General features: G+C 34.1%; 19 protein-coding genes. 16 read left to right on the top strand and 3 right to left on the bottom strand.

The features are described from left to right. Positions 1-51: 51 nt before the first annotated feature. The 5 genes from DRZ96_RS09175 to tsaD are packed head-to-tail and all read left to right on the top strand — an operon-like array spanning position 52 to position 3,088. Complete coding sequence (locus tag DRZ96_RS09175; RefSeq protein ID WP_112890420.1) at positions 52-585, top strand: nitroreductase family protein; 534 nt, start codon at positions 52-54, stop codon at positions 583-585. After that, positions 569-1,027 carry a tRNA (adenosine(37)-N6)-threonylcarbamoyltransferase complex ATPase subunit type 1 TsaE gene (tsaE, locus tag DRZ96_RS09170; protein ID WP_112890419.1) on the top strand — a complete coding sequence of 153 codons (459 nt, stop codon included), beginning with the start codon at positions 569-571 and terminating at the stop codon, positions 1,025-1,027. The genes DRZ96_RS09175 and tsaE overlap by 17 nt, the downstream gene beginning before the upstream one ends. After that, positions 1,008-1,682: a tRNA (adenosine(37)-N6)-threonylcarbamoyltransferase complex dimerization subunit type 1 TsaB gene (gene tsaB / locus DRZ96_RS09165; RefSeq protein WP_112890418.1), complete on the top strand. Its 675-nt coding sequence runs from the start codon at positions 1,008-1,010 to the stop codon at positions 1,680-1,682. The genes tsaE and tsaB overlap by 20 nt, the downstream gene beginning before the upstream one ends. Beyond that, a complete protein-coding gene (gene rimI / locus DRZ96_RS09160; protein ID WP_112890417.1) occupies positions 1,654-2,088 on the top strand; it encodes a ribosomal protein S18-alanine N-acetyltransferase in 435 nt (144 codons plus the stop codon). The genes tsaB and rimI overlap by 29 nt, the downstream gene beginning before the upstream one ends. Positions 2,089-2,092: 4 nt before the next feature. Then, the gene (tsaD, locus tag DRZ96_RS09155; RefSeq protein ID WP_112890416.1) at positions 2,093-3,088 is read left to right on the top strand and encodes a tRNA (adenosine(37)-N6)-threonylcarbamoyltransferase complex transferase subunit TsaD; all 996 of its coding nucleotides are present in this window, start codon (positions 2,093-2,095) and stop codon (positions 3,086-3,088) included. 302 nt (positions 3,089-3,390) lie between these two features. Here tsaD and DRZ96_RS09150 read toward each other — a convergent pair whose 3' ends face one another. Then, positions 3,391-4,908: an oleate hydratase gene (locus DRZ96_RS09150; RefSeq protein WP_112890415.1), complete on the bottom strand. Its 1,518-nt coding sequence runs from the start codon at positions 4,906-4,908 to the stop codon at positions 3,391-3,393. Between the two features lie 98 nt (positions 4,909-5,006). On the opposite strand from DRZ96_RS09150, the gene DRZ96_RS09145 reads away from it, so the two are divergent. From DRZ96_RS09145 to DRZ96_RS09125, 5 genes are all read left to right on the top strand, one after another. Then, a complete protein-coding gene (locus tag DRZ96_RS09145) occupies positions 5,007-7,898 on the top strand; it encodes an insulinase family protein (RefSeq protein ID WP_112890414.1) in 2,892 nt (963 codons plus the stop codon). Between the two features lie 11 nt (positions 7,899-7,909). Beyond that, entirely contained in the window at positions 7,910-8,689 is a 780-nt protein-coding gene (locus tag DRZ96_RS09140; RefSeq protein WP_112890413.1) for an inositol monophosphatase family protein, read from the top strand. Between the two features lie 201 nt (positions 8,690-8,890). Beyond that, positions 8,891-12,550, top strand: coding sequence for a Rib/alpha-like domain-containing protein (locus tag DRZ96_RS09135; protein ID WP_112890412.1), 3,660 nt, complete (start codon positions 8,891-8,893; stop codon positions 12,548-12,550). A 112-nt stretch (positions 12,551-12,662) separates the two neighbouring features. After that, positions 12,663-13,727, top strand: coding sequence for an alpha/beta fold hydrolase (locus tag DRZ96_RS09130; protein WP_112890411.1), 1,065 nt, complete (start codon positions 12,663-12,665; stop codon positions 13,725-13,727). 1 nt (position 13,728) lies between these two features. Further along, positions 13,729-14,022, top strand: a complete 294-nt coding sequence (locus tag DRZ96_RS09125; RefSeq protein ID WP_112890410.1) for a YciI family protein — start codon at positions 13,729-13,731, stop codon at positions 14,020-14,022. Between the two features lie 45 nt (positions 14,023-14,067). Here DRZ96_RS09125 and DRZ96_RS09120 read toward each other — a convergent pair whose 3' ends face one another. Further along, positions 14,068-14,325 (bottom strand): putative signal transducing protein, encoded by a 258-nt coding sequence (locus tag DRZ96_RS09120; protein WP_112890409.1) that lies wholly within the window; start codon positions 14,323-14,325, stop codon positions 14,068-14,070. A 165-nt stretch (positions 14,326-14,490) separates the two neighbouring features. On the opposite strand from DRZ96_RS09120, the gene DRZ96_RS09115 reads away from it, so the two are divergent. Beyond that, positions 14,491-15,795, top strand: coding sequence for a sodium-dependent transporter (locus tag DRZ96_RS09115; RefSeq protein WP_112890408.1), 1,305 nt, complete (start codon positions 14,491-14,493; stop codon positions 15,793-15,795). Between the two features lie 175 nt (positions 15,796-15,970). Here the strand turns inward: DRZ96_RS09115 and rpsD are convergent, their stop codons facing one another. Next, entirely contained in the window at positions 15,971-16,567 is a 597-nt protein-coding gene (gene rpsD, locus DRZ96_RS09110) for a 30S ribosomal protein S4 (protein WP_070700104.1), read from the bottom strand. Between the two features lie 228 nt (positions 16,568-16,795). Between rpsD and DRZ96_RS09105 the strand changes: the two genes are divergently transcribed. From DRZ96_RS09105 to dprA, 5 genes are all read left to right on the top strand, one after another. After that, complete coding sequence (locus DRZ96_RS09105) at positions 16,796-18,139, top strand: oxaloacetate decarboxylase subunit alpha (RefSeq protein WP_070700105.1); 1,344 nt, start codon at positions 16,796-16,798, stop codon at positions 18,137-18,139. A gap of 108 nt (positions 18,140-18,247) precedes the next feature. After that, on the top strand, positions 18,248-19,495 hold the full coding sequence (locus DRZ96_RS09100) for an aminopeptidase (protein WP_112890407.1): 1,248 nt from the start codon (positions 18,248-18,250) through the stop codon (positions 19,493-19,495). 184 nt (positions 19,496-19,679) lie between these two features. Next, positions 19,680-20,975, top strand: a complete 1,296-nt coding sequence (locus DRZ96_RS09095) for a copper amine oxidase N-terminal domain-containing protein (RefSeq protein ID WP_112890406.1) — start codon at positions 19,680-19,682, stop codon at positions 20,973-20,975. 130 nt (positions 20,976-21,105) lie between these two features. Then, on the top strand, positions 21,106-22,626 hold the full coding sequence (locus tag DRZ96_RS09090) for a YifB family Mg chelatase-like AAA ATPase (protein ID WP_112890405.1): 1,521 nt from the start codon (positions 21,106-21,108) through the stop codon (positions 22,624-22,626). 9 nt (positions 22,627-22,635) lie between these two features. Next, positions 22,636-23,715, top strand: coding sequence for a DNA-processing protein DprA (gene dprA, locus DRZ96_RS09085; RefSeq protein WP_112890404.1), 1,080 nt, complete (start codon positions 22,636-22,638; stop codon positions 23,713-23,715). The last annotated feature ends 23 nt before the right edge of the window (positions 23,716-23,738 follow it).

The raw sequence follows: 23,738 nt of genomic DNA, 5'->3' as shown, positions 1-23,738 counted from the left end.
AAATTTTTAAATTTAAAATTACTATGTGTTATAATATTTTGAGGTGATAATATGCTTTTAGATTTAGTTGAAAAAAGAAGAAGTATAAGAAAATTTACTGATGAAAAAGTTTCTGAAGAAGACTTGAGAGAAATTTTAACTATTGCACTTCATGCCCCAACGGCAAAAAACAGAAACCCAGTTAGATATATAATTATTAGAGATAAAAAAAGATTGGAAGAACTTTCTAATTATAAGGTAAACAGTGCCAAGTTCTTGGCTGGTGCTGATGTCGCTATTGCTATAGTAACTGATAGCGAGATTGCACCAAACACCAACCACCAAGACGCATCTATTGCTGCAACTTATATCTTACTTGCAGCAACTGACTTGGACCTTGGGGCAACTTGGGCCAACGTGACTGATTCCAAACACGAAAGTGGAATTCCTGCCCAAGAATTTTTGCACAAGTTCTTTGACCTTGAAGACAAGTTTGATGTTGAGTGCATAATCGGCATAGGTCATCCAGCTGAAGAAAAGTCAGAGAAAGTTCCCTTTGAATATTCTGAAAATGTATTTGAGGATTTACATGATAAGCTTAAATAATTTAGAAGAGACAGAAAAATTTGGACTCATTCTTGGAGAAAACTTAAGACCAGGAGATGTTGTCTGCCTTAATGGTGACTTGGGAGCGGGGAAGACCACTCTTACAAAGTCTATTGCCAAGGGACTTGGGATTGATGACTATGTGACAAGTCCTACTTTTACAATTGTAAATGAATATTACGGCAAGATTGACTTATACCACATTGATACCTATAGGCTTGACGACATGGTTGATGTTGACTATCTTGGTTTTGATGAATATTTTTATTCTGATGGAGTTACCATAGTTGAGTGGGCAGAAAAAATTAGGGATGCCCTACCAGAAGAATATATGGAGATAAACATTAAGTCCCATGATGATAAAAGAGACTTAGCTATAAAGTATGTTGGAAATAGATTTGATGAATTGAAGGAGAAATTAGATGAAAGTTTTGGGAATTGATACTTCCACAAGAACAACTGCTATTGGGCTAATCGAAGACGATGAAGTCCTAGCTGAATACAACTTAAGGGGTCGAGTTTCTCATTCAGAATCTGTGACAGATATGATTGAAGAAATTTTCAAAAAGTTTGAATTTTCTCTAGAAGATATTGACCTAATTGCAGTGGGAATAGGACCAGGATCCTTTACAGGACTTAGGATTGGAATTACTATTGCCAAGGTCTTGGCCTTCTCACTTGATAAGGACTTAATTGGAGTTTCTTCTCTTGTAGCAAATGGGATGTCAGACTACGGCAAGGTTGCTACTATTGTCGATGCGAGACGTGGAAATGTATATGGCTCTATAATTGACAATGACAAGGACCCAGAAGTATTATTTGAAGACTCCCTCTTGCCCTTTGAAAAGTTTAAGGAAGAGTTAAATAAGTGTGATGAAGTCACTCTTGTGGGACTCGATGCAGAAAAATTCCTAGAAGAACTTCTTCAGGCAAAATTATCCAAGAACAAGGGTATGAAAGGGACTAACATTGCAAGACTTGGATTAATCCAATACAAAAAGAATGGTCCCGTTGATATCTTTAGTCTTGTACCGAATTATTTAAAACTTTCTCAGGCAGAGGCCCAGTATGAAAAAAATCACGAGACTGGCAAATAAGTCTGACATAGATAGGATTCACGAAATCGAAGTTGAGACCTTTGAAAATCCCTGGTCGAAAAAATCCATCGAGAACGCCGTAGTTTTTGATGAACTTTCAGATATTTTAGTAGTTGAAGTTGATGGTGAAATAGGCGGATTCATTTCTTTTATGAGGATTTATGATGAAATTCACATAGGAAATGTTGCTGTTGGGAAAAAATATCGTGGACAAAAACTTGCAAATGACCTTTTTGAAGGTTTAATTGATCTTGCAGAAAGAGAATCTTACAAGATGACCCTGGAGGTTGAAAAGTCAAATAGGGTCGCCTTTAATTTATATAAAAAGTTTGGATTTACAATCCAAGGAGTGAGAAAAGATTATTACGGCATTGACAGAGATGCCTATATAATGTGGAGGGAGTGATGAGATGAAAGTTTTGGCAGTGGAATCCTCTTGTGATGAAACTTCTGTTGCTGTTGTTGAAGACGGACGAAAAGTTTATTCTAATGTGATTGCATCCCAAATTGATACCCACAAAAAATTTGGTGGAGTTGTACCTGAAATTGCATCAAGACAACATGTTGAAGCTATTAACACAGTCTTAAAGGAAGGACTTGACGAGGCAGGAGTGGACCTTAAGGACATAGATATTATTGCAGCCACAAAGGGGCCAGGTCTTATTGGAGCCCTACTTGTGGGCCTAAGTGCAGGAAAGACTCTTGCCCTTGCAACAAATAAACCCTTTGTTGGGGTCAACCACATTGTGGGACACGTTTGTGCAAATTATATTTCCTTTAAGGACTTGGAGCCGCCCTTTATTGGACTAATAATTTCTGGTGGCCATACCTACTTAATTGAAGTCAAGGACTATGTTGACTTTACTCTTCATGGAAGAACTGTGGACGATGCAGTGGGTGAAGCCTTTGACAAGGTGGCAAGGTCTATGGGGATTGGTTATCCAGGTGGGCCTATAGTTGATAAGCTTGCAAAAGAAGGCAAGGAAACTATAGACTTCCCAAGGGTAATGATCAAGGAAGATAATTATAACTTCTCTTTTTCTGGCCTCAAGACTGCAGTCTTAAATTATTTAAATTCAACTAAGCTTCGTGGAGAAGAAATTGTCATAGAAGATGTGTGCAAGTCCTTCCAAGAGGCAGTGGTTGACGTCTTACTTGAAAAATCTTTTAGACTTGCAAGAGAAAAGAATATGGATAAGATTGTCCTTTGTGGTGGCGTTTCAGCAAACTCTAGGATAAGAAAAGCCTTTGAAGAAGAAGGCGACAAAGAAAATATTAAAATTTTCTATCCTGACTTAAAGCTCTGCACAGACAATGCTGCTATGATTGCATCAGCAGCTTATTATGAATATATGGCTGGCAATCTTGATGAAAAAAATTTTGCAAATCCAAATTTAGGTTTGTAATAAGTTAGATATTAAAAAATCTAAGTCTATGAATTAAAATGTTTCATGGCTTAGATTTTTTATTTTTTTAATTTTCTAGGCTTGTAAAAAGTTGTGGGCTTATAATAAATTGTAAAGTCGTAATTTTTAATAGGGTCGTAATTATTTATTAAGTCATAATTATTTGTAAAGTTATAAATATTTAATAAGTCACAAGTATTTTAAGGCTTGGCAATAATTATGGACTCACAAAATTTTTATACTTATAAAAAACATCTTAAAACTTAATAGAAAATAAAAAAAGTGCATCTCTGCACTTTTTTTTATAAGCTATTAAGGAATTTTAAAATTTCCATTTTTGTAAGATTATTTTCAAAAACTTCTAGGTGGTCAATTCCCATTAGCTCGTGGGAACTTTTTAATCCCATTTTAATTAATTTTTCCACTGAGTATAGTTCTCCAAAGTCAGAAGACTTTGATGATAGGAAAATTAAATTTGAAATTTGATTTATATTTTTAGTGTAAACTTCTCCTGAGACCTTCTTGTAGTTTTCCATAAGGGATATGGAGACAGATTTTAGCTTAAGTCTCAATTCGCCATAATGGTCCTCAAGTCCAAAAAGTTTTATTAGCTCAAAGAAAAAGTCTTCGCCGTTGAGGGCCTTAAATACATCTCCAACAAAGATTGAATTCTTGTTGGGGTTTATGACCTTTAAGATAATTCTATTATCAAAGACCTTTGCAGAAATTCCTGCCTTAGATTTAAAAATAAAGAAGTCACTATCTCTTAGATTACTTTTAATTTTTTCCAAGAAAATCGGTTCAGAGAAGTTAAAGTTTACGTATAAAATTCCCGAATCGGAAGTCTTTCCCTTAATTTCCTTGTAGATGTCCCCAGTTGACATTTTTTCTCCAGAATAATAAGTGTTTAAAATATTTTCTGGAACTTCTCTTATGTTGCCAAGGGATAGGTTATCCAAATAAGTTGGAGACTCAATGGATATAATATCCTTTAAGTCAGTATAGACTTCCTCAACCTGTTCATCCTTTTCAAAGACAAGCTTGCTTACATGAGTTTTTTCTGACGAAAATTCAAGAAACTTGTAGCCATGGAAGAAGTTGACTCCTCTTTCCTCTAAATAGGAGCGAAGCTTCTCGTAAATAAGCTCGCTGTCTAAAGTAAAGTAAGATTGAGAACCAATATAATCAAGTAGACCTTCTCTAAGCTCTTTAACTGGAGAAGTGGCCTTTAAATTGTAAATATTTGCTAAGTAATAGTAAAAGTTTGATTTCAAGAAGTCTGAAAACAAGAAGTATTTTTCAATACTTGACTGAGTTTCCAAGTCAAGGGGAGAGAGCATTAGCTTGTAAATTTTTTTCTTGCTGGCTTCATCAAGCTCTTCTATCTTATAGGATGAATTCATTGACAAGTCCATAATCCTTGGGCTTTCTTTTTTTGCAATTTTTTCATATATTTCAAGAATTTCTTCTTCAGTCATTATATTTTTTAAAAGTTCGAGAGTGTTCTTAAAGTTATATTCAGAGAACCTATTGTCAAAAGTCACATAGGTATTTTCATCTTCATTTATATTTGTAAATTCATTAAAAGCTTTTGTATAAATATTTATATTTTTTGGGTCTAAGTTTGCGTGGTTAATAAGTCCATAGGCAAGAGCCAGATTGCCAAAGCCATCTCCCAAGAGATAGGCAAGGGACTCTTCGTCACGATTTGGCATTAGGACCTTTACTTCATCATCAGAAGCTTTTTTTGCAGCAAATATGGCTGCTGAAATTGTGGCAGCTGCAAAAGCTAGTTTTTTGATGTCATTTTTTCTTGACATAATTTCACCTCTCTTAGCCTTTACCCAATAAATAGCCACTTAATTCTAGTTTGTTAAATTGTTTTTTAACAAGTATAATGGACTTTGGAGGGATTAACTTGAATAATTATAAATTAATCGAAGAAAAATATATAGACGAGGTTGCATCTAATTGTAAGGTCTATACTCATATAAAGACAGGAGCAAGAGTCTTAACTCTTGAAAACAATGACGACAACAAGGCCTTTGGGATTGGCTTTAGGACACCACCTGAAAGAGGAAATGGTGTTTGCCACATTGTTGAGCACTGCGTTCTTTCTGGCTCAAGAAAGTTTAAGACAAAGGAACCTTTTATGGATTTAATTAAGTCATCGCTACAAACATTTTTAAATGCCATGACTTTTCCAGACAAAACAATTTATCCAGTTTCATCAAGAAATGAAAAAGACTTTTACAACTTAATGGATGTCTACCTTGATGCAGTTTTTCACCCAGCAATTTATGAAGAAGAAAAAATTTTTCTTCAAGAAGGCTGGCACTATGAACTAAAGGACAAGGAGGACGACTTAAAATACAATGGAGTTGTTTATAACGAGATGAAGGGAGTTTACTCTGCATCAGAAAACCTTGTGTCAGATGCCATGGTCTTTGCCCTTCATGAAGACTCATCCTATGGAGTTGACTCTGGTGGGGATCCAAAACTTATTACAAGCCTAAGCTACGAGGAGTTTAAAGACTACCACAAAAAGTACTACCATCCATCAAACTCCTACATTTACCTTTATGGAAATCAAAATATGGAAGAGGCCTTGGACTTTATTGACAAAAATTATTTACAAGACTTTGACAAAGCTGAAATTAATTCTGAAATAATTTTAAATGATGAAATCAAAAAAACTAAGGATGTGGAAATAACTTTTTCTGCATCAAAGGAAGAAATGAAGGACAAGATAGATTATTTATCCAAGGGTTGGACTCTTGGCTATGCTGACTCCAAGATGGATGTCTTTATGCGTGACTTCTTGGCAGAACTTTTAATTGATGCTCAAGGGGGACCACTTAAGAAGGCAATCTTTGATGCAGGACTTGCTGAAGATGTCTATTCAGAAACTTCTTCATCACTTCCTCTAGATCTATCAATTGTCTTAAAAAATACTGAGGCCGACAAGAAGGATGAATTCTTAAAACTATTGAGAGAAAGTCTTGAAAAATTAGTTGAGGAAGGAATCGACAAGGACCTACTTGAAGCAACTTTAAATAAGTTTGAATTTATCTTTAGAGAAGGTGGAGGAACTCAAAAGGCAATAATATATTATATTAGGGCTCTTAATTCTTGGTTATATGACCAGTCACCACTTGATGCCCTTTACTACAACGACGTATTAAGTGAAGTTAAGGAAAAATTAAATGATGGTTTTGTGGAAAATTATATCAAGGAAAAATTATTGGACAACGAGTATTCTGTCAACCTAGTTGCAAGACCAGAGCTAAATAAAAATCACAGGGAAGAGGAAGAATTAAAGAAAGAACTTCAAGAACTCAAGGCAAAAATGTCTGATGAGGAAATCCAAGAAATTGTAAAAAAATCTAGAGACCTTGAAGAATATCAAAATCAAGAAGACTCACAAGAAAACAAGGACACAATTCCTTCTCTAGAATTATCTGACATTGACGAAAAGGTCACTGAATACCCAGTGGAAGAAGACAAGCTTGGAGATGTAGTTTATTTAAAAACTCACCAAGAGACAAATGGAATTGTCTACACTACACTTTCTCACGACATTTCCTTTATTGAAAAAGAAGATATGGAGACAATGTCCCTTCTGCTTTCACTAATTGGACTTATCGACACAAAAAATTACACTTATGAAGAATTAAATAACGAGATCTACAAGGCAACTGGGGGAATTTCCTTTAACCCATCTGTTTATGTTGATGCTAAGGACAAGGAAAAATACGTCCTTAGGATGAATATCAAGATGAAGTCTACTGCCGATAAGCTAGGAAGAGGTCTTGAAATTATAGATGAAATCACGAATAATTCGCTTCTTGATTCTAAAAAGAGAATTAAAGAACTTTTGAATATTTTAAAATCAAGAATTGAGTCCACAATGTTACAAAATGGCCACCAATTCATAATTTCAATTTTAAAATCCTACTACTCAAGAGTTGCTGACATCCAATCACATATTGGCGGACTAAATTATTACGACTTCATGAGAGATTTAGTAGAAAACTTTGAAGAAAAGTGGGAAGATTTTGAGAAAGAGTCAGAAAAAATCTATGAAAAACTCTTTGTTAGAGATAATTTAATTATTTCGACTGCAGGAAACCTAGAAGACATAAATAATATTAAGCCTGAGCTTGAAAAATATATCAATTCCTTAGAAATGAAAAATATTAAGCCAGCAGATTATGAATTCGAAAGAAATAATAAGAATGAAGGACTTTACACTACTTCAAATGTTGTATATGTATCAAAGGGTTACAACCTTGAAGACTTGGGTCTAAAATACAGGGGAGACTTAACAGTTCTTGCAAATATTTTAAACTCATCCTACCTGCACAATGAAATCAGAGCCAAGGGTGGTGCCTATGGTGGAGGAATCACTATAGGAAGGTCTGGCGACATGGCAACTTATTCTTACAGGGACCCTAACTTAAAAAATACTGTTAAGGTTTATGATTCTATTGGAAACTTTGTAGAAAATGTAAAAATGTCAGATGAGGATCTTAAAAACTTCATTATTGGATCAATGAATTCCTTTGACCCACTACTTTCTCCAGAACAAGTGGGAGACATCAACCTTTCAAGATTTATTACAGGACTTAAAGTCGAAGATTTAGAAAAATCCAAGAAGGAAGCCTTAGAAACAAACTTAGAAAAATTAAATTCCTATGGAAAAATCTTTGATGAAGCCATGAAGAAAAATTATCTTGCAGCCTTTGGTAGTGAAAATATAATTAGAGATGGAGAAGATCTCTTCAAGGAAATAAAATCAATTAAGTGAGTGGAGGAAGAATGATAAATTATCAAGAAATTTTAAGTGAAATAGAAAAGCTAATGAAGGAAGCCTCCAAAATTTTCTTTGACCTAGACCCTCAAAATAATTTTGAGATGAAGGGAAGGAATGACTTTGTAACAGAAGTTGATTTTAAGGTCCAAGAAGTTTTAGAGGAAGAACTTTTAAAATTAATAGAAGGCTCCAACCTCTTGGCAGAAGAAAAGGGCAAGTCAAGTGCAGATATAAAGGATTACACTTGGGTCCTTGATCCTGTTGATGGGACAAGCAACTTGGTCCATGGTTTTCAACATTCAGTTATTTCTCTTGCACTTATGGAAAAATCTGAATTTGTCATAGGAGCAGTCTATGATCCTTATAGGGATGAATTTTTCTCAGCAATAAGGGACCATGGAGCAAAATTAAATGGTAAGGAAATCAAAGTTTCATCCAATGAAGAATTTGCTAATTCATTAATTGGTGCAGGAACAGGTGGAGGAAGACTGGGAAGAGTTGATGAGACTTTTGAAATGATGAGATATATTTATGAGAACACTAATGGGATAAGACGAATTGGGTCTGCAGCCCTTGAGATGTGTTACTCAGCTTGCGGAAGGTATGATGCCTTTATTGAAGACGACTTAAATCTTTGGGACTATGCTGCTGGAACTTTAATAGTGAGAGAAGCTGGAGGGCAAGTAATCAATATGTATGGAGAAGAAGTCTCTTCTGAAAGAAGGGGCGGAATAATTTCTGGAAGCAAGAAGATAGTGGATGAACTTAGAAGATTCACCTATTAAAAATTTATTTCATTTTTGGGTTTTAAATGTGAAATAAAAATTTTAGATTAAGGAGTCAGGTAACTGGCTTCTTTTTTATTTCTTATAGAAGAAGAGCTGTATCTTTGCTATAATTATTTTTAGAGAAAACGAATTCCTAAATTAAAGTTTTCTATATTTTGAATAAACAAGAGAGACATGGATTAAAGTAGGAGGCTAAGAATGAACAGAAAAACATTTTCACTTGTGACAAGTCTTGCAATTTTAACTTCCAGCCTGAGTCCAACTTGGGCAGCAGGCAAGGATTTTACATACAATAATATAAATCAAAACTTGCAAATTAAAGCTCCGGTTGATGAGACAAAAGATGTGGAAAAAAAGATAGACCTTCCCTTGGTGACAGAAACATTGCCAGATGAAAGTGTAAGGAATAAGTATGTAAAAATAATTTTTATACCAGAAACAAAAAAAGTTGATGGAGCTATGCAATATGGAAAACTTCTTGATAAGGAAGGGAAAGAAGTAAGCTTAAACGATATATCCTATAATAATAATGTTGTTAAAGGTAAAGAATACTACGCCTTAAAAAGTGCAAGTTGGAGAGAAATTAAAAATTATAAAGAAAATGATAAACAAGTTCTTTTTGTAAGAAAGGCTGACAACAACGAGATTGACCCAAAAAAGAAGGAGATACATAAATTCTTAACGTGGAAACTTGGTTCGAGAAAAGAGTTTCCTTTTTATGCGGATTACAAACTAAAATTCGAAAAATATAGTATCGACAATCCTGTAATTTTTCAGTCTGTATTTGATCCATTGCCTTATTTTTATAGTACTTCTCATTTAGATAGTCTTGACGCAGATGGATATAAAATTACCAATAGTTCTGATGAATATTATTGTGTAGAATTTCTTTCAAGTGGTGGAAATAAAGAAAAGGGTGTTGGATTTAGATTTAATGATTCTCAAATAAAATATGCTTGTAAAGAAGTCAATAATTCAAAAAATGTAGTTCTTCACATAAGGTGGAATTCTGGTGATTATAGATTTGGAGATTACAAACCACAAACTGTGAATACTAAAGATAAAACCTTTTGGTATTGGACTTATGACAAAAATTCGCATGAAGTAGTTAAGGATGATACTAAACTTTCAATATCCAGACCAACATTCATAGCTAAATATATAGTTGACTTCTTAGGAATAGAAAAAGATTTTGATTTAAAAAATAATCCAATTCCCGAGGGATGTCATGAACTTAAACTAGAGGTAGAGGATGGATATTCATTTAACAGTGTGCCGTATGAAAAATTTGCAGTAAGGGATGGACTTTCACTAGCTAATATTAGTGTTTTAGAAAACCTTATATTAAAGGATAAAAATAATATTAACTATGACGATGATGTTGCTTGGTATGACAGATACAAAAAAATTGATAATCTTAGTGAGTTCAAAATAAATTCAGACACAGTTTTAACTGCTAGAAGGGTTAGAGATTATGAGTCGGAAAAGTTTATACCAGAAGTCAAAGAAATTGAAGTCAACAAAGACCAAGATGTGACCTTAGAAAAATTAAAAGAAGGAATTAAAAATCTTCCAAAAAATATTAAAGATATTGAGATTGTAGAAAATGTAGATACTTCAAAAGTAGGAGAAGGCAAGGCCACTCTAAAATTAATTTTTACAGACACATCAAGCAAGGAAGTTGAAATTCCTGTAAGAGTAATAGAAAAATTTTCAGGAGGAGTAATTACTCCGATTCCAACAATAAATGATGAAGATATTATTAAAGAAGAAGTCTCTTATAATGGTCAAATAAATCTTTTAGATAATATTAAAAATCTACCAGATGGAGCAAAAGTTGAAGATATTAGTGACACAATTAATACTAAGATCTCAGGAACTTACACTGGAAAAGTAAAAGTAATCTTTAAAGATGGATCATCAAGGATAGTTGTCATTCCAGTTAAAGTTTCAGAAGCCTTAGCAGATTCCTACACACCTCAAGTTAAGAAGATTGAAGTCAATAAAGACGAGCTATTAACTCGAGAAAAATTAAAGACTGGAATTGTAAATCTTCCAGAAGATATTAAGGATATTGAGATTGTAGGAAATGTAGATACTTCAGAAGTAGGAGAAGGCAAGACAGTCTTAAAATTAATTTTTTCAGACACGTCAAATAAGGAAGTGGAAATTCCTGTAAAAGTAATTAATGTAATTGATGCGGCTCTTATTACTCCAGTTCCAGAAATAAAGGAGTCAGATATCATAACAGAAGAAGTTCCTTATAATGGAGCAATAAATCTTCTAGACAACATTGAAAACTTACCAGATGGAGCAGAGATTGAAGATATTAGTGACACAATTAGTACTAAGATCTCAAGAACTTACACTGGAAAAGTAAAAGTAATCTTTAAAGATGGATCATCAAGGATAGTTGTCATTCCAGTTGAAGTTTCAGAAGCCTTAGCAGATTCCTACACACCTCAAGTTAAGAAGATTGAAGTCAATAAAGATGAAGATGTGACTCTAGAAAAATTAAAGTCTGGAATTGTAAATCTTCCAAAAAATTTAGATAAAATAGAAATTAAAACTTATCCAGATACTTCAAAAGTAGGAGAAGGCAAGGCCACTCTAAAATTAATTTTTACTGACACATCAAGCAAGGAAGTTGAAATTCCTGTAAGAGTAATAGAAAAAATTTCAGGAGGAGCAATTACTCCGATTCCAACAATAAATAATGAAGATATTATTAAAGAAGAAGTCCCTTATCATGGTCAAATAAATCTTTTGGATAATATTAAAAATCTACCAGATGGAGCAGAAATTAAGGACCTTAGTGACACAATAGACACAAAAAGTCCAGGAACATATAAAGGAAAAGTAAAAGTAACTTTTAAAGATGGATCATCAAGAATTGTTGAAATTCCTATTGAAGTTCTAGCTCCAATGGCAGAAGAATTTCCAGTACAAAATCCTGATAAAACTGAGGTTGAAAATCTTGAAAATATAAATCCTACAGAAAAATCTGAAATTGAAGAAAAAGTTAGGGAAGCAAACCCTCAAGTTGCTTCAATTGAAGTTGACGATAGGGGAAATGTGACTTTAATTTACGAAGATGGATCAAGTAATTTGATCAAGGCAGAAGATATAATTATCTTAAGAGAAAAGACACCTGAAGAGGAAGAGCCTGAAGGTATACCAGGAGAAGGAGACAAGAACTCTGAAGACAAACCAGGAGAAGTAGGGGATAAAGATCCTGAAGAAAAACAAGGAGAAAAAGACAACAAAGACCCTGAAGAAAATCCTAAAGACAATGAGGAAGAAGACAATAAAAAGACAGAAAATAAATTAGACTCTTGGAACGATTTTCCAAGATACTATGTAAGAAATCATAGGACGCCAACTTACAAGGTAGAAACAAAAATTACTTACAAAGAAAATAAGCCACAAGTCAATTCAAAAAAATTCGTAATTGATACAAAAACAGGAACTTACACTGTAACAGAAGATGGCAAAACTTTAGAAAAAAACATGGAAGTAAAACCTGTGATTAAAGGCGGCAGGACCAACTTACCACTTAGAGCCTTGGCAGAAATCTTAGATGCAAAAGTAATTTGGAATGAGGGAACAAGGACAGCTTCCTTTACAAGAGATGGACTCACAGCCCTTATCCAAATCGATGGCAAGAAAATTGTCTTGTCTAATGGCGAGACAATAGAACTTGAATCAAAAGCTCTTAATATTAATGGAAGAATTTATCTTCCACTAGTTAACGTGGGACAAGTCTTTGGGCTAACAAGTGGTAACAGTCTCGATGGAGAAGACCAAGATATAGAGTGGGATGATAAGGATAAGACAGTTACAATTAATATTAAATAAGATTTTAAAGAGGAAGGAAGACTTTCCTTTTTATTTGCGAATATATTGAAATAAAAATACTAATAAGGACAAAGTCGCTGAATATTTTGTTATAATGACCTTGAGGTGAATTATGACTTATTTTATTATCTTACTTATTTTCATTATTTTTTTGATTCCACAAATTCACTATAGAAAGTCCAATAAACTTTTGCAAAATGAAGATGTGGATTTAAAATGTGACTTAGAATTTATTTCTGTGAAAAAGGAAAATGATGACTTTATAGAAGTTGGTAACGAGAAAGATTTTTATGAACTTCCAAACTTTGAAAGAGTTAAAATAAAATCCTACGATGGTTTTGTTTTAGACGGAGGATTTTTTCCAGTGGAAGACCCCAAGGCCTTAGTGCAAATTATCCATGGAGCTCTTGAGCACAAGGAAAGATACTATTACTTGATTAAGTATTTAAATGAAAGGGGATACTCCTGCTTTATATCTGACAACAGGGGGCACGGAAGGTCCACAGGAGGCAAGTACACCACTGGCTATATAGATGGAGTGGAGAAGGTTGTTGACGATAACATGGCCATAACAAAGGCACTTAAAAATAAATTCCCAGGCACTGATATTTATTTAATTGGTCACTCACTTGGCACTGTCTTTGGAAGAATCTATCTTGAAGAGGGCGACGATCTAATAAAAAAATTAGTATTGTCAGGGCCACCAAATTATGTTCCAGAAGTTCCACTTGCAATTTTTCTTGGAAATTTTATAAACTTTTACTTTGGAGAACAAAGAACAATTTATTTAATGAAAAAACTTTATACTGGAGACAAAAAACACTTTGATTGGTTGTCTTACTCTAAAGAAAATATAAAAGATGCAGAGAGAGACCCTCACATGCCTTCAGTTTTTAAAAACAGGGGTTACCTTGCTGTCTTTGAAGGTGTAAGGGAATTAAAAAACACAAAAAACTACAAGTTTAAAAATCCTGACCTTGATATCCTTTTTATTGCTGGCCAAGATGACGTAGTAATTGGGGGAAAGGAAGGATTTGAATCTTCTATTAATATCTTAAAAGAAGTTGGCTATAAAAATATAGAATCAAAGCTTTATAAGATGATGAAGCACGAAATTTTTAGGGAAGAAGAGAGGGAAGAAGTCTTTAAGGACATTGTAGACTTCTTGGAAAAGTAAAATGAACTCTTATTTAATAATCGGAAACTTAAAGAAAAATAAAAAGTTGGATAAAAATTTTGAAAAATTACTTGAGGAACACTTAAACTATCATGAGAATGAAGTTGATGTGGGGAATTTAATTATCTCTGGCCCAAGGGATGAGGGTGGAGGAATAGGGATCTATTTGGGAGATGAAGTCAAGGACTTTTGTGACAATGATCCCCTAGTCTTGGGAGGTTACCTGGACTACGAAATCATAAAATTTTATCCCAATGCCATAAATAAAAATTTAATAGAATTGTTTATCCAATAAAAAAAGCTGAGAAAGAAAAATTCTCAGCTTTATTTTTATTTAAGATCAGTCAAAGGACAAGTCCCCACTTGTGTCGTTGTCATTCATAAAGTAAACCAAGAGCTCATTGGCTTCGTCGAAGGCATCTTCTGATACATAAATTCCCTTTTCATAGATAGAGAAGCCAGAGATGAGACGCATATAGTCACCCTCGTCTTTGACAAAATATGGGATTGAGTTGTCTTCTAAGAAGGCACAAATTTCATCGAAGATGAGTTTATTAGTTGAAGTCACAAGTTTTACATATTCAATGTCTTTTTTCATATTATCACCTAAGGAGATTATACCACGAATAGGATTGAGAATGAATTTAAGAAAAAATAAATAATTTAAAAAATTTGTCGCTTTAAAGGGGAAAATACACTAAATCTATTTAAAAAAATTGGCTTTTGTGTTAGTATTTCTAGTATATAAAAAAGGAGAGAGCGTATGTCAAAACAAAATGAAGGATTTTCATCAATCCTAGGATTTATTATGGTTGCCATTGGCCTTGCCCTTGGTATAGGAACTCTTTGGAGGTTTCCTTACGTAGTTGGCGAAAACGGTGGAGCAATATTTATATTCTTGTATATTTTAATTATCTTAGTTATAGGAATTCCCCTAATGACTTGTGAGGTTACCATAGGTTATGCAACGGGTAATGCCGCCATAGATGCTTACAAGACTTTAAAACCAAACACAAAATGGTATCTAGCTGGTTACTTACACACACTTGCTGCCCTAATAATTGTAGGTTACACTTCAGTTATTTATGCATGGATAATAAAATATATAGCGGGAGCATTTATGGGTGACTTTGTTGGACTTGATAGCCAAGGAATTCAAGCTTACTTTGATGCCTTTAACGCTAAAAAGACAACAGTTTTTATATTTTTCTTAGTTAACTTCGTCCTTAACAACGCAGTTATTATTCTTGGAGTTCAAAAGGGAATCGAAAGAGTTTCAAAGATTTTAATTCCAGTTTTATTTGTAATTATGATAATTATCATTTTCTTTGGACTTAGACTACCTGGTGCAAAAGAAGGTATTACTTTCTTATTTAAACCAGACTTCTCCAAATTTTCCTTTAACTCAATTATAACTTGTTTGGGACAGGCCTTTTTTGCCTTGGGACTTGCCATGCTTGGGTCTATGGTATTTGGTTCTTACATCAAGGAAAAGGACGAAAATATCTTTAAGGACTCAACAGTTATTTGTCTAGCCCTAGTATTTGCAGGAATTTTATCTGGATTTATGATTCTTCCAATAGTTTTTGCAACAGGGCTTACACCAGGGGAAGGAGTTGGACTTACATTCTTAACTCTTCCACTTGCTTTTAACGTTGTACCATTTGGTAGAGTACTTTCAGTTCTATTTTACTTTGGTTTCTATATTGCTGCCTTTACTTCTTCTGTTGGGGTTCTTGAAGCAATTGTAGGACAATTTATGGAAAGATTTAAACTAGAAAGAATCAAGGCCCTAATGCTTGCAAGTGCAATAATAGTTGTTATTGCAGCTGTATCAATTTTCTATGATCCAGCCTTTGCCTTCTTGGATAATGTTGAAAGTAATTATATCTTAGTAATTGGTTGTCTACTAATTGCTCTTTTCTCAGCAAGAGCTTGGAAGATGGAAAATGTTCTTAAGGCAGCAAACATTAAAAGTCCTTTTGTTAAGACCTGGATGAATGTCAGTATAAAATATATATCACCAATTGTTATAGTGATAATTTTCTTAAGTCAATTTATTAAATAAAAATAAAGGTCCCGTGGAAATCCATGGGACTTTTTTAATGGGATTTTTTATATTTAAAGAATAAATGAAAAATTTTCAAAACATCTAATTAAAAATTTGCAATAAAAAAAGTGGGGGACTGACCTCCACTTTTTAAATAATAAAAAAGACCCTGGCTGGGTCTTTTTCATTTTCATTACATGTTCTTTGAATAGAATTCAACGATTAATTGGTCTTCAATTTCTATTGGAACATCTTCTCTATTTGGTAGAGAAACTAAAGTTGCCTTAAAGTCTTCGTCCTTAGAAATGTAAGGATAGTTTACAACAATGTTAGTGTTGTAGTTTTCTTTAAATAGGTCAACTTTTCTTCCTTTAGCTGATAGTGCAATAACATCGCCAGGTTGACATCTGTAAGAAGGAATGTTTACTTTCTTTCCGTTTACAGTTAAGTGACCGTGGCTAACCATTTGTCTTGCTTGTCTAATTGAAGATGCATAGCCCATTCTGTAACATAGAGAATCTAATCTAGTTTCTAGGAATATTACAAGGTTTGGACCAGTTTGGCCTTGAGTTCTTTGAGCTTCTTTGAATAGATTAACAAATTGTTTTTCAAGTACACCGTAGTATGCTCTTAATCTTTGTTTTTCTAAAAGTTGCTTACCGTATTCAGTAAGTTTTTTATCACTTCTTGCAGTACCTCTTGTAGCTCTTTTCATTGCCTTTGGGTGACCGCATACATTTAGTCCAAGTCTTCTTGATTGCTTGAACTTTGGATCCATCATTTTTGCCATTTTTATCAAACTCCTTATAAATTTTCGCCGCGATAATTTATAAGCCGATAGCATTATACTAAATGACAATGGCTTTGTAAAGAGAATTACAAAATATAATGAAAACTTTATAGAGCAACAAAAATTATTTGTTATAAAACCCATTTAAGTATTAAAAAATTTGAAGGATTTATGTTATACTTAAGTTAATAAGAATAATCTGAACGTATAGAATACCTAGGAGGATTTATGAAAAAAATAGAATTTGTTGATACTATTCTTCGTGACGCTCACCAATCACTTATGGCAACACGAATGACTTACAAGGATATGGAACCTGCACTAGAAAGACTTGACAAGGTTGGCTACAAGGCAATCGAATGTTGGGGAGGAGCAACTTTTGACTCCTGCATAAGATATTTAGACGAAGATCCATGGGAAAGACTTAGAAAAATTAAGTCTAATTTTAAAAACACTAAGACACAAATGCTTCTAAGAGGTCAAAACCTTTTAGGATATAAAAACTATCCAGATGACATCGTAGAAAAATTTATTGAACTATCTGTTAAAAATGGAATTGATATAATAAGAATTTTTGATGCCCTTAACGATGTAAGAAATATTGAAACATCTCTTAAGGCAACAAAGAAGGCTGGAGCAGAAGCTCAAGTTGCAATTTGTTATACGACATCAGAAGTTCACACTATTGAATACTTCACTGACCTTGCAAAGAAGGTTCAAGAAATGGGAGCAGACTCCATTGCCATCAAGGACATGGCTGGAATTCTAACTCCACCTGTTTCAAGAGACCTAGTTAGGTCAATGAGAAAGGTAATTGACATTCCAATAGAACTTCACACTCACGAAACAACTGGTTGTGGATCTATGACTTACCTAAAGGGAATCGAAGAAGGTGCTGATATTATTGACACAGCAATTTCTCCTTTCTCAGGTGGAACAAGTCAACCACCAACAGAAACTCTTGCTCTTATTTTAAAAGAAGCAGGATACGATGTTGACCTTGACCTAGACATTCTAAATGAACTTGCACCTTACTTCCAAGAAGTTAAGAATAAATATCTTAACGACGGAACAATGAGGGTTAAAATGCTTACAGTTGATCCAAAGGGACTAATTTACCAAGTTCCTGGTGGAATGCTTTCAAACCTAAGCTCTCAACTTTCTGCAGCTAAGCAAGACCACTTATTCGACAAGGTTCTTGCAGAAGTTCCAAATGTTAGAAGAGACATGGGCTTCCCACCACTTGTTACTCCAATGAGTCAAATGGTTGGTACACAAGCTTCCTTTAACGTTATGACTGGCAAGAGATACAAGATGGTTCCAAATGAAATCAAGGATTATCTAAAGGGACTTTATGGAAAGACTCCAGTGGAAGTTGACGAAGCTTTTAGAAAATCTATAATTGGTGATGCAGAAGTTATTACTGACAGACCTGCTAACCACTTAGAACCAGCTTTTGACAAGTACAAGGCAGAAATTGGGGACCTTGCAAGATGTGATGAAGACGTATTGACTTACGCACTTTTCCCACAAGTTGCCAAGGACTTCTTAGCAAAGAAATATTCTAAATAAGTTTGATTTAAAGATGCTACTCCGTGAGGGTAGTATCTTTTTTTGCATCTTATAATAATTTGTTGTATATTAATTTTAAATAAATTTATAAATTGAAGGGATGATTAAATGGACTATAAAAATTTTAAAGTCGATGACTATATAGAAAAATACGCAGAACTAATTTTAAAGATTGGTTTAAAGATTAAAGATGGGGACAAGCTTGTTGTTAGATGTCCCATTGAAGCTAGGGACTTTGCTATTAAATGTACAAAAAAAGCTTACGAACTAGGTGCCGGCGAAGTTGTAGTTGACTACAGAGACCAACTTATTTCAAGACTTAAGTATGAAAATGAAAGCATCGATGTCTTAACAGACATTCCTAAACACAAGGTTGACAAGGAAAACTACTACATGGAAAAAAAGGCAAAGTATCTTTCAGTTACAGGTTCAGACCCAGATGCCTTTAAGGGAGTAGATTCTGAAAAACTATTCCAGTCTAACCTTGCAAACTCTAAGGCCTTAAGAGATTTCTCTGCAAAGATGATGGCTAACTATGTTTCTTGGATTGTTGTGGGAGCAAGTATCCCATCTTGGGCTACAAAAGTTTTTCCAGACCTTGAAGAAGGCGAAGCTGTTAGAAGACTTTGGTTTGAAATCTTTAATTCAGTTAGACTTTTTGAAGATGATCCAGAAAAAGCCTTAGAAGATCACGTGGATAACTTAAACAGATACAGCAAGTTCTTAAATGATGCTAAGTTCGAAAAATTAATTTACAAGTCTCAAAAGGGAACTGACCTTGAAGTTGGACTTCCAAAGGGCTACATCTTTGCAGGAGCAGGAGATATAAATTCTGATGGAGAAGAATTCATAGCAAACATGCCAAGTGAAGAAGTTTTCTCTGCTCCAAGACTTGATGGAGTTAATGGAAAAGTTTATTCAACAATGCCACTTAACTACAATGGAAATTTAATAAAAGACTTTTACCTAGTTTTTAAAGATGGACTTGTTGTTGATTATGACGCAAAAGCTGGAAAGGAATATTTAAAAAATATTTTAGAAACTGATGAGGGAGCAAAGAGACTGGGAGAAGTTGCCCTAGTTTCTTACAACACACCAATTTCCATGAGAAAGGTTCTTTTCTACAACACACTTTATGATGAAAATGCATCCTGCCACTTTGCCCTAGGTAAGTCTTACCCAACTTGTCTTGAAGGTGGAGAAAAACTTTCTATAGAAGAGTTAAAGGAAAGGGGAATGAATGATTCCCTAACTCACGTTGATTTCATGGTGGGAGACGAAACAACAGAAATCATTGGGGTAAAAGAAAATGGAGAGCAAGTTCAAATCTTTAAAGAAGGAAATTTTGTAATTTAATAAATTTATAAAAGTAAGATAAAATTTAAACCTCTTTGCTAGTAAACTAGTGGAGAGGTTTTTATTTTTTAGAATAGTAACAAGAAATAAAAAATCTATTTTGTCCATTCTTTTATAAGTTTCTCTTTAATATGATAAGATATTAATTACAGATATTATATTTTTTAAGTTAAGGAGGATACTTATGAAAGGATTTAAAAAATTATTACTTGGGCTTGCCTTGGTCCTAACTTTAAGTGCCAATGTCTATGCCTACAACTTTGACACACCACTTGTAATTGATGGTGCAGATTGTGAGACTGCCTACAAGGGTGACTCAAAATTTTATGGATTTATATCAAACAGTCGTACCTATGTACCCCTAAGATTTGTAAGTGAAACTTTGGGATTTGATGTAACTTACGATCATACTACTCGCAATATTACAATCAAGGGAAATGGTCAAGAAGTTGGAATGAATGTTAAAAGCAAAAATCTTGAAGTCAATGGACTTAAGAAGACAATGGATGTGGCTCCAATTCTTTACAAGGACAGTACTTATGTTCCAATTCGTTATGTTGGAGAATCTCTTAACAAACCTATTAGCTGGAATCCAAATGATGGTGCAGTTTATATTGGAAATGGACTTAACACAAGAAATATAGACTATTCAAATCTTAAAAAGTTAGATTTTTCCAAGTATGGTTTCACTCTTTATGTAAAAGATAATTTTGAAAATAATATTTTTATTGAAGAGTCAGCAGCAGAAGGTCTTGTAAACTTTTATGACAAGGGACTTTATAAGAAGAGAACAATGAATGGACTTGTTGGTTCAATTGGTACAGAAGAAGAAAGAGCTATATTCCCAGCTCTTAACCTTTACCAAGAAAATGGCAAAGTCCTAGCTAGGTACGAGTTCTCAGATAAAAGTCTAAAGAAGTTTGATCCAAGCCTTAAGGGAAGCGATGAGACTCTTAAAATTTTCCAAGAATCAGTTGCTCTTCCAACAAATAATATTTTTCCAAAATTTGATGTGAAAAATATTAACAAAGTAGAAGATAGCACAGAGAAAACTAAGCCAGTTGAAAAAACAAAAGAAAGCACACCAAAAGCTGCTCCTATTAAGGAAGCCTTCACTACTTTCACTTTTGGAAATCCAAAGGTAACAATTAAGATTCCTAATGATCTTATGAAGGAACTTGTAGTTGAGAAGTCAACTTGGAGACCAGGTTACTTTATATTAGACAAAAAAATTGTCCAATCAGGTAATAAAACTTTTGGAGGATGTATTAAGTATTACGAACAATTTGAGCAAAAAAAGGGCGATTATGTTATGTATGACGGTCTTTACAAACTTATAAATTCCAAAGGGACAATTAAAACTGCTGAAGGAGTTCCAAGGGATGCTCAAGTAGACTATAGGAACAAGGAAATGACTAAGCATTATCAAGAACTTTCAAAAAGAGTTGATAAGGAAGTAATAGTTACAGTTGAAAAATAATTTTTAAAATGAAATGAAGTCAGGTATGAAGGCCTGACTTTTTTTAATTACTTTAGAATTTGTAAAGGTTTTCTGATAAAATATAATTAAGAAAATAAAAGTAATTTACATAAATAGATAAGGAGGTCTTATGTACTCTTGCACAAAAACTTGTACCTTGACTGGACTCAATGGATATCCAGTTGACGTAGAAGTAGACTTATCAAATGGAATGCCAAAAATTATCCTAGTTGGACTTGCAGATACAGCTGTAAAAGAATCAACAGAGAGGGTAAAGTCGGCAATAAAAAATTCTGGATACGACTTTCCAAAAAAGAGGATTACAATAAATTTAGCTCCTGCCAATCTTAGAAAGGATGGAACTCAACTTGACCTAGCTATTGCAGTGAGCCTTTTAAGTTGTGATGAAAGCCTTGAGATGGACTACTCACCCTATGTCTACATGGGGGAGCTTGCCCTTGATGGAAAGGTAAATAAAATCCAGGGTGCCCTTCCCATGGTCATATCCATGAGGGAGAAGGGCTACAGAAAATTTATCGTTCCCTATGAAAATCGCAAGGAATGTGCCATAGTATCTGATGTAGAAATTTATCCTGTGAAGACCTTGGAAGAAGTTGTGTCTTTTATAAGGGGAGAGATTCAAATTGAAAGATGCATGGGAAGTTTAAAAAGGGAAAAGGTTTCTTATGACATGGATTTTTCTGATATAAAAGGTCAAGAAAACTTGAAGAGGGCTCTAGAAATTTCGGCATCTGCAAAGTCAAATATTTTAATTTTAGGCTCACCAGGTTCAGGAAAGACTATGGCTGCAAAAAGATTTCCAACAATCTTGCCAGAGCTAGACTTTGAAGAAGCCATTGAAGTTACAAAAATTTATTCTATATCAGGACTCTTAGACGACAACTCACTTATAACGAAACCACCCTTTAGGTCACCCCACCACACAGCATCAGCAGTTTCATTGATAGGTGGAGGAAGAATTCCAAAGCCGGGAGAAATTTCTCTTGCCCATAAGGGGGTCTTGTTCCTAGATGAATTACCAGAGTTCTCAAAGTCAGTCTTAGAAGTTTTGCGTCAGCCAATGGAGTCTAAGGACATAATAATATCTCGTGCTAATGCAAATGTTAAGTATCCAGCAGACTTCCAGCTTGTTGTTGCCTTAAACCCTTGTCCTTGTGGTTACCATAATTCCAAGACTCATGAGTGTACTTGCTCGCCTTATGAAATCCAAAGATATCTTTCAAAAATTTCTCATCCACTTTTGGATAGGATTGACATCCATCTTGAGGTACCTGAAGTTAATTACAAGGATATTTCTTCCGAAAGGTCTGGAGAATCTTCTGAAGCTATAAGAAACAGGGTCAAGTATGTTAGAGAACTTCAAAAGGACAGGTTTAGGGATGAGACTTTTAAATACAACTCTGAAATTCCTGAAAATAAATTAAAAAGATACTGTGCATTAGACAATAATTCTGAAAAAATTTTAGAGCTTGCCTTTAAAAAATATGGAATGAGTGCAAGGACTTACAATAAAATTTTAAAGATTGCAAGGACCATTGCCGACATGGATGGTTGTGAAAATATAAAAGAAGATCACGTACTTGAAAGTATCCAGTATAGGACTATGGACAAGAAGTTCTGGGGCAACTAGGAGGATCCAATGGATGAAAGAGATTTACTTATTTTTTTAAATGCAATAAATTTTTCCAGTCAAAATTCTTTGAAAGTTTTGGATTATCTAATCGATAAAAATATTCCCCTTGAAGATTTTTATAAGGTTAATTATTTGGAAGAAAAAGTACTTTCAGAAAGAAGTGCCAATAGGTTAGATAAGAGAGCTAAAGACTTTGACCTTATAATAGAAAAGATTAGGGAGAAAATTGACTCAATTGGTGTTCACATAGTGACAATCCTCGACGAAGACTATCCTGATGAACTAAGGTACATCGAAAATCCACCTTCTCTCCTTTATGTTAGAGGAAATTTAAATATTTATAATCCCATTGCCTTTGTTGGGGCAAGGTCCCACTCATCTTATGGGAATATGGCTGTAAATAAGATTATTGATGATTTGAGGTATTATGACTTCACAATTGTAAGTGGCATGGCCTACGGCATTGACACCTTGTCTCACAGGAGGGCTCTTTTAAATAATTTAAATACAATTGCAGTCTTGGGGACAGGGATTGATGTAATCTATCCAAAGTCAAACAAGGCGCTCTATGAAGAAATTTCTGAGAAGGGAGCCGTCATTAGTGAGTTCCCCTTGGGAACTGAGGCCAACAAGTTTACCTTTCCCATGAGGAACAGGATAATTTCTGGACTTTCAAAGACTGTCGTAGTTGTTGAGGCCAAAGACAAGTCTGGCAGCCTCATTACTGCAAGGTTAGCTGCAGAACAAGGAAGAGAAGTCTTTGCAGTCCCAGGCAATATTACTTCTATCTATTCTGTAGGAACGAATAAGCTGATTCGTGACGGAGCAATTCCCTTAATAGAGATAAAAGATATCTTAGATTTTTATCCAGGGATTTTGGACAAAAAAGAAAAAGAAGAAGAAATTGAATTAGATTTGGAAGAAAGAGCAGTCTATAATCTCATTGAAAAGGGGATAAATAACACAAATGATATTTGCATAAATTTAAATAATGAGGTATTTTATATAAATAAGCTACTGACAAAATTGGAACTTAAGGGAATTATAGAAAAAATTTCCATGAACGAATTCCAAATTTTAAAATAAATTTTAGGAAGAAGGAGATGATA

The organism is Peptoniphilus harei (assembly GCF_900454685.1).
In the GTDB taxonomy this organism is placed as follows: Bacteria; Bacillota; Clostridia; order Tissierellales; family Peptoniphilaceae; genus Peptoniphilus_A; species Peptoniphilus_A harei.
This window is presented reverse-complemented; position numbering and strand designations above follow the sequence as displayed.

What these genes read in the sequence shown, in the direction of transcription:
- DRZ96_RS09175 (WP_112890420.1), top strand. Translation starts at nt 52, where the DNA reads ATGCTTTTAGATTTAGTTGAAAAAAGAAGAAGTATAAGAAAATTTACT.
- tsaE (WP_112890419.1), top strand. Translation starts at nt 569, where the DNA reads ATGATAAGCTTAAATAATTTAGAAGAGACAGAAAAATTTGGACTCATT.
- tsaB (WP_112890418.1), top strand. Translation starts at nt 1,008, where the DNA reads ATGAAAGTTTTGGGAATTGATACTTCCACAAGAACAACTGCTATTGGG.
- rimI (WP_112890417.1), top strand. Translation starts at nt 1,654, where the DNA reads ATGAAAAAAATCACGAGACTGGCAAATAAGTCTGACATAGATAGGATT.
- tsaD (WP_112890416.1), top strand. Translation starts at nt 2,093, where the DNA reads ATGAAAGTTTTGGCAGTGGAATCCTCTTGTGATGAAACTTCTGTTGCT.
- DRZ96_RS09150 (WP_112890415.1), bottom strand. Translation starts at nt 4,908, where the DNA reads ATGTCAAGAAAAAATGACATCAAAAAACTAGCTTTTGCAGCTGCCACA.
- DRZ96_RS09140 (WP_112890413.1), top strand. Translation starts at nt 7,910, where the DNA reads ATGATAAATTATCAAGAAATTTTAAGTGAAATAGAAAAGCTAATGAAG.
- DRZ96_RS09135 (WP_112890412.1), top strand. Translation starts at nt 8,891, where the DNA reads ATGAACAGAAAAACATTTTCACTTGTGACAAGTCTTGCAATTTTAACT.
- DRZ96_RS09130 (WP_112890411.1), top strand. Translation starts at nt 12,663, where the DNA reads ATGACTTATTTTATTATCTTACTTATTTTCATTATTTTTTTGATTCCA.
- DRZ96_RS09125 (WP_112890410.1), top strand. Translation starts at nt 13,729, where the DNA reads ATGAACTCTTATTTAATAATCGGAAACTTAAAGAAAAATAAAAAGTTG.
- DRZ96_RS09120 (WP_112890409.1), bottom strand. Translation starts at nt 14,325, where the DNA reads ATGAAAAAAGACATTGAATATGTAAAACTTGTGACTTCAACTAATAAA.
- DRZ96_RS09115 (WP_112890408.1), top strand. Translation starts at nt 14,491, where the DNA reads ATGTCAAAACAAAATGAAGGATTTTCATCAATCCTAGGATTTATTATG.
- rpsD (WP_070700104.1), bottom strand. Translation starts at nt 16,567, where the DNA reads ATGGCAAAAATGATGGATCCAAAGTTCAAGCAATCAAGAAGACTTGGA.
- DRZ96_RS09105 (WP_070700105.1), top strand. Translation starts at nt 16,796, where the DNA reads ATGAAAAAAATAGAATTTGTTGATACTATTCTTCGTGACGCTCACCAA.
- DRZ96_RS09100 (WP_112890407.1), top strand. Translation starts at nt 18,248, where the DNA reads ATGGACTATAAAAATTTTAAAGTCGATGACTATATAGAAAAATACGCA.
- DRZ96_RS09095 (WP_112890406.1), top strand. Translation starts at nt 19,680, where the DNA reads ATGAAAGGATTTAAAAAATTATTACTTGGGCTTGCCTTGGTCCTAACT.
- DRZ96_RS09090 (WP_112890405.1), top strand. Translation starts at nt 21,106, where the DNA reads ATGTACTCTTGCACAAAAACTTGTACCTTGACTGGACTCAATGGATAT.
- dprA (WP_112890404.1), top strand. Translation starts at nt 22,636, where the DNA reads ATGGATGAAAGAGATTTACTTATTTTTTTAAATGCAATAAATTTTTCC.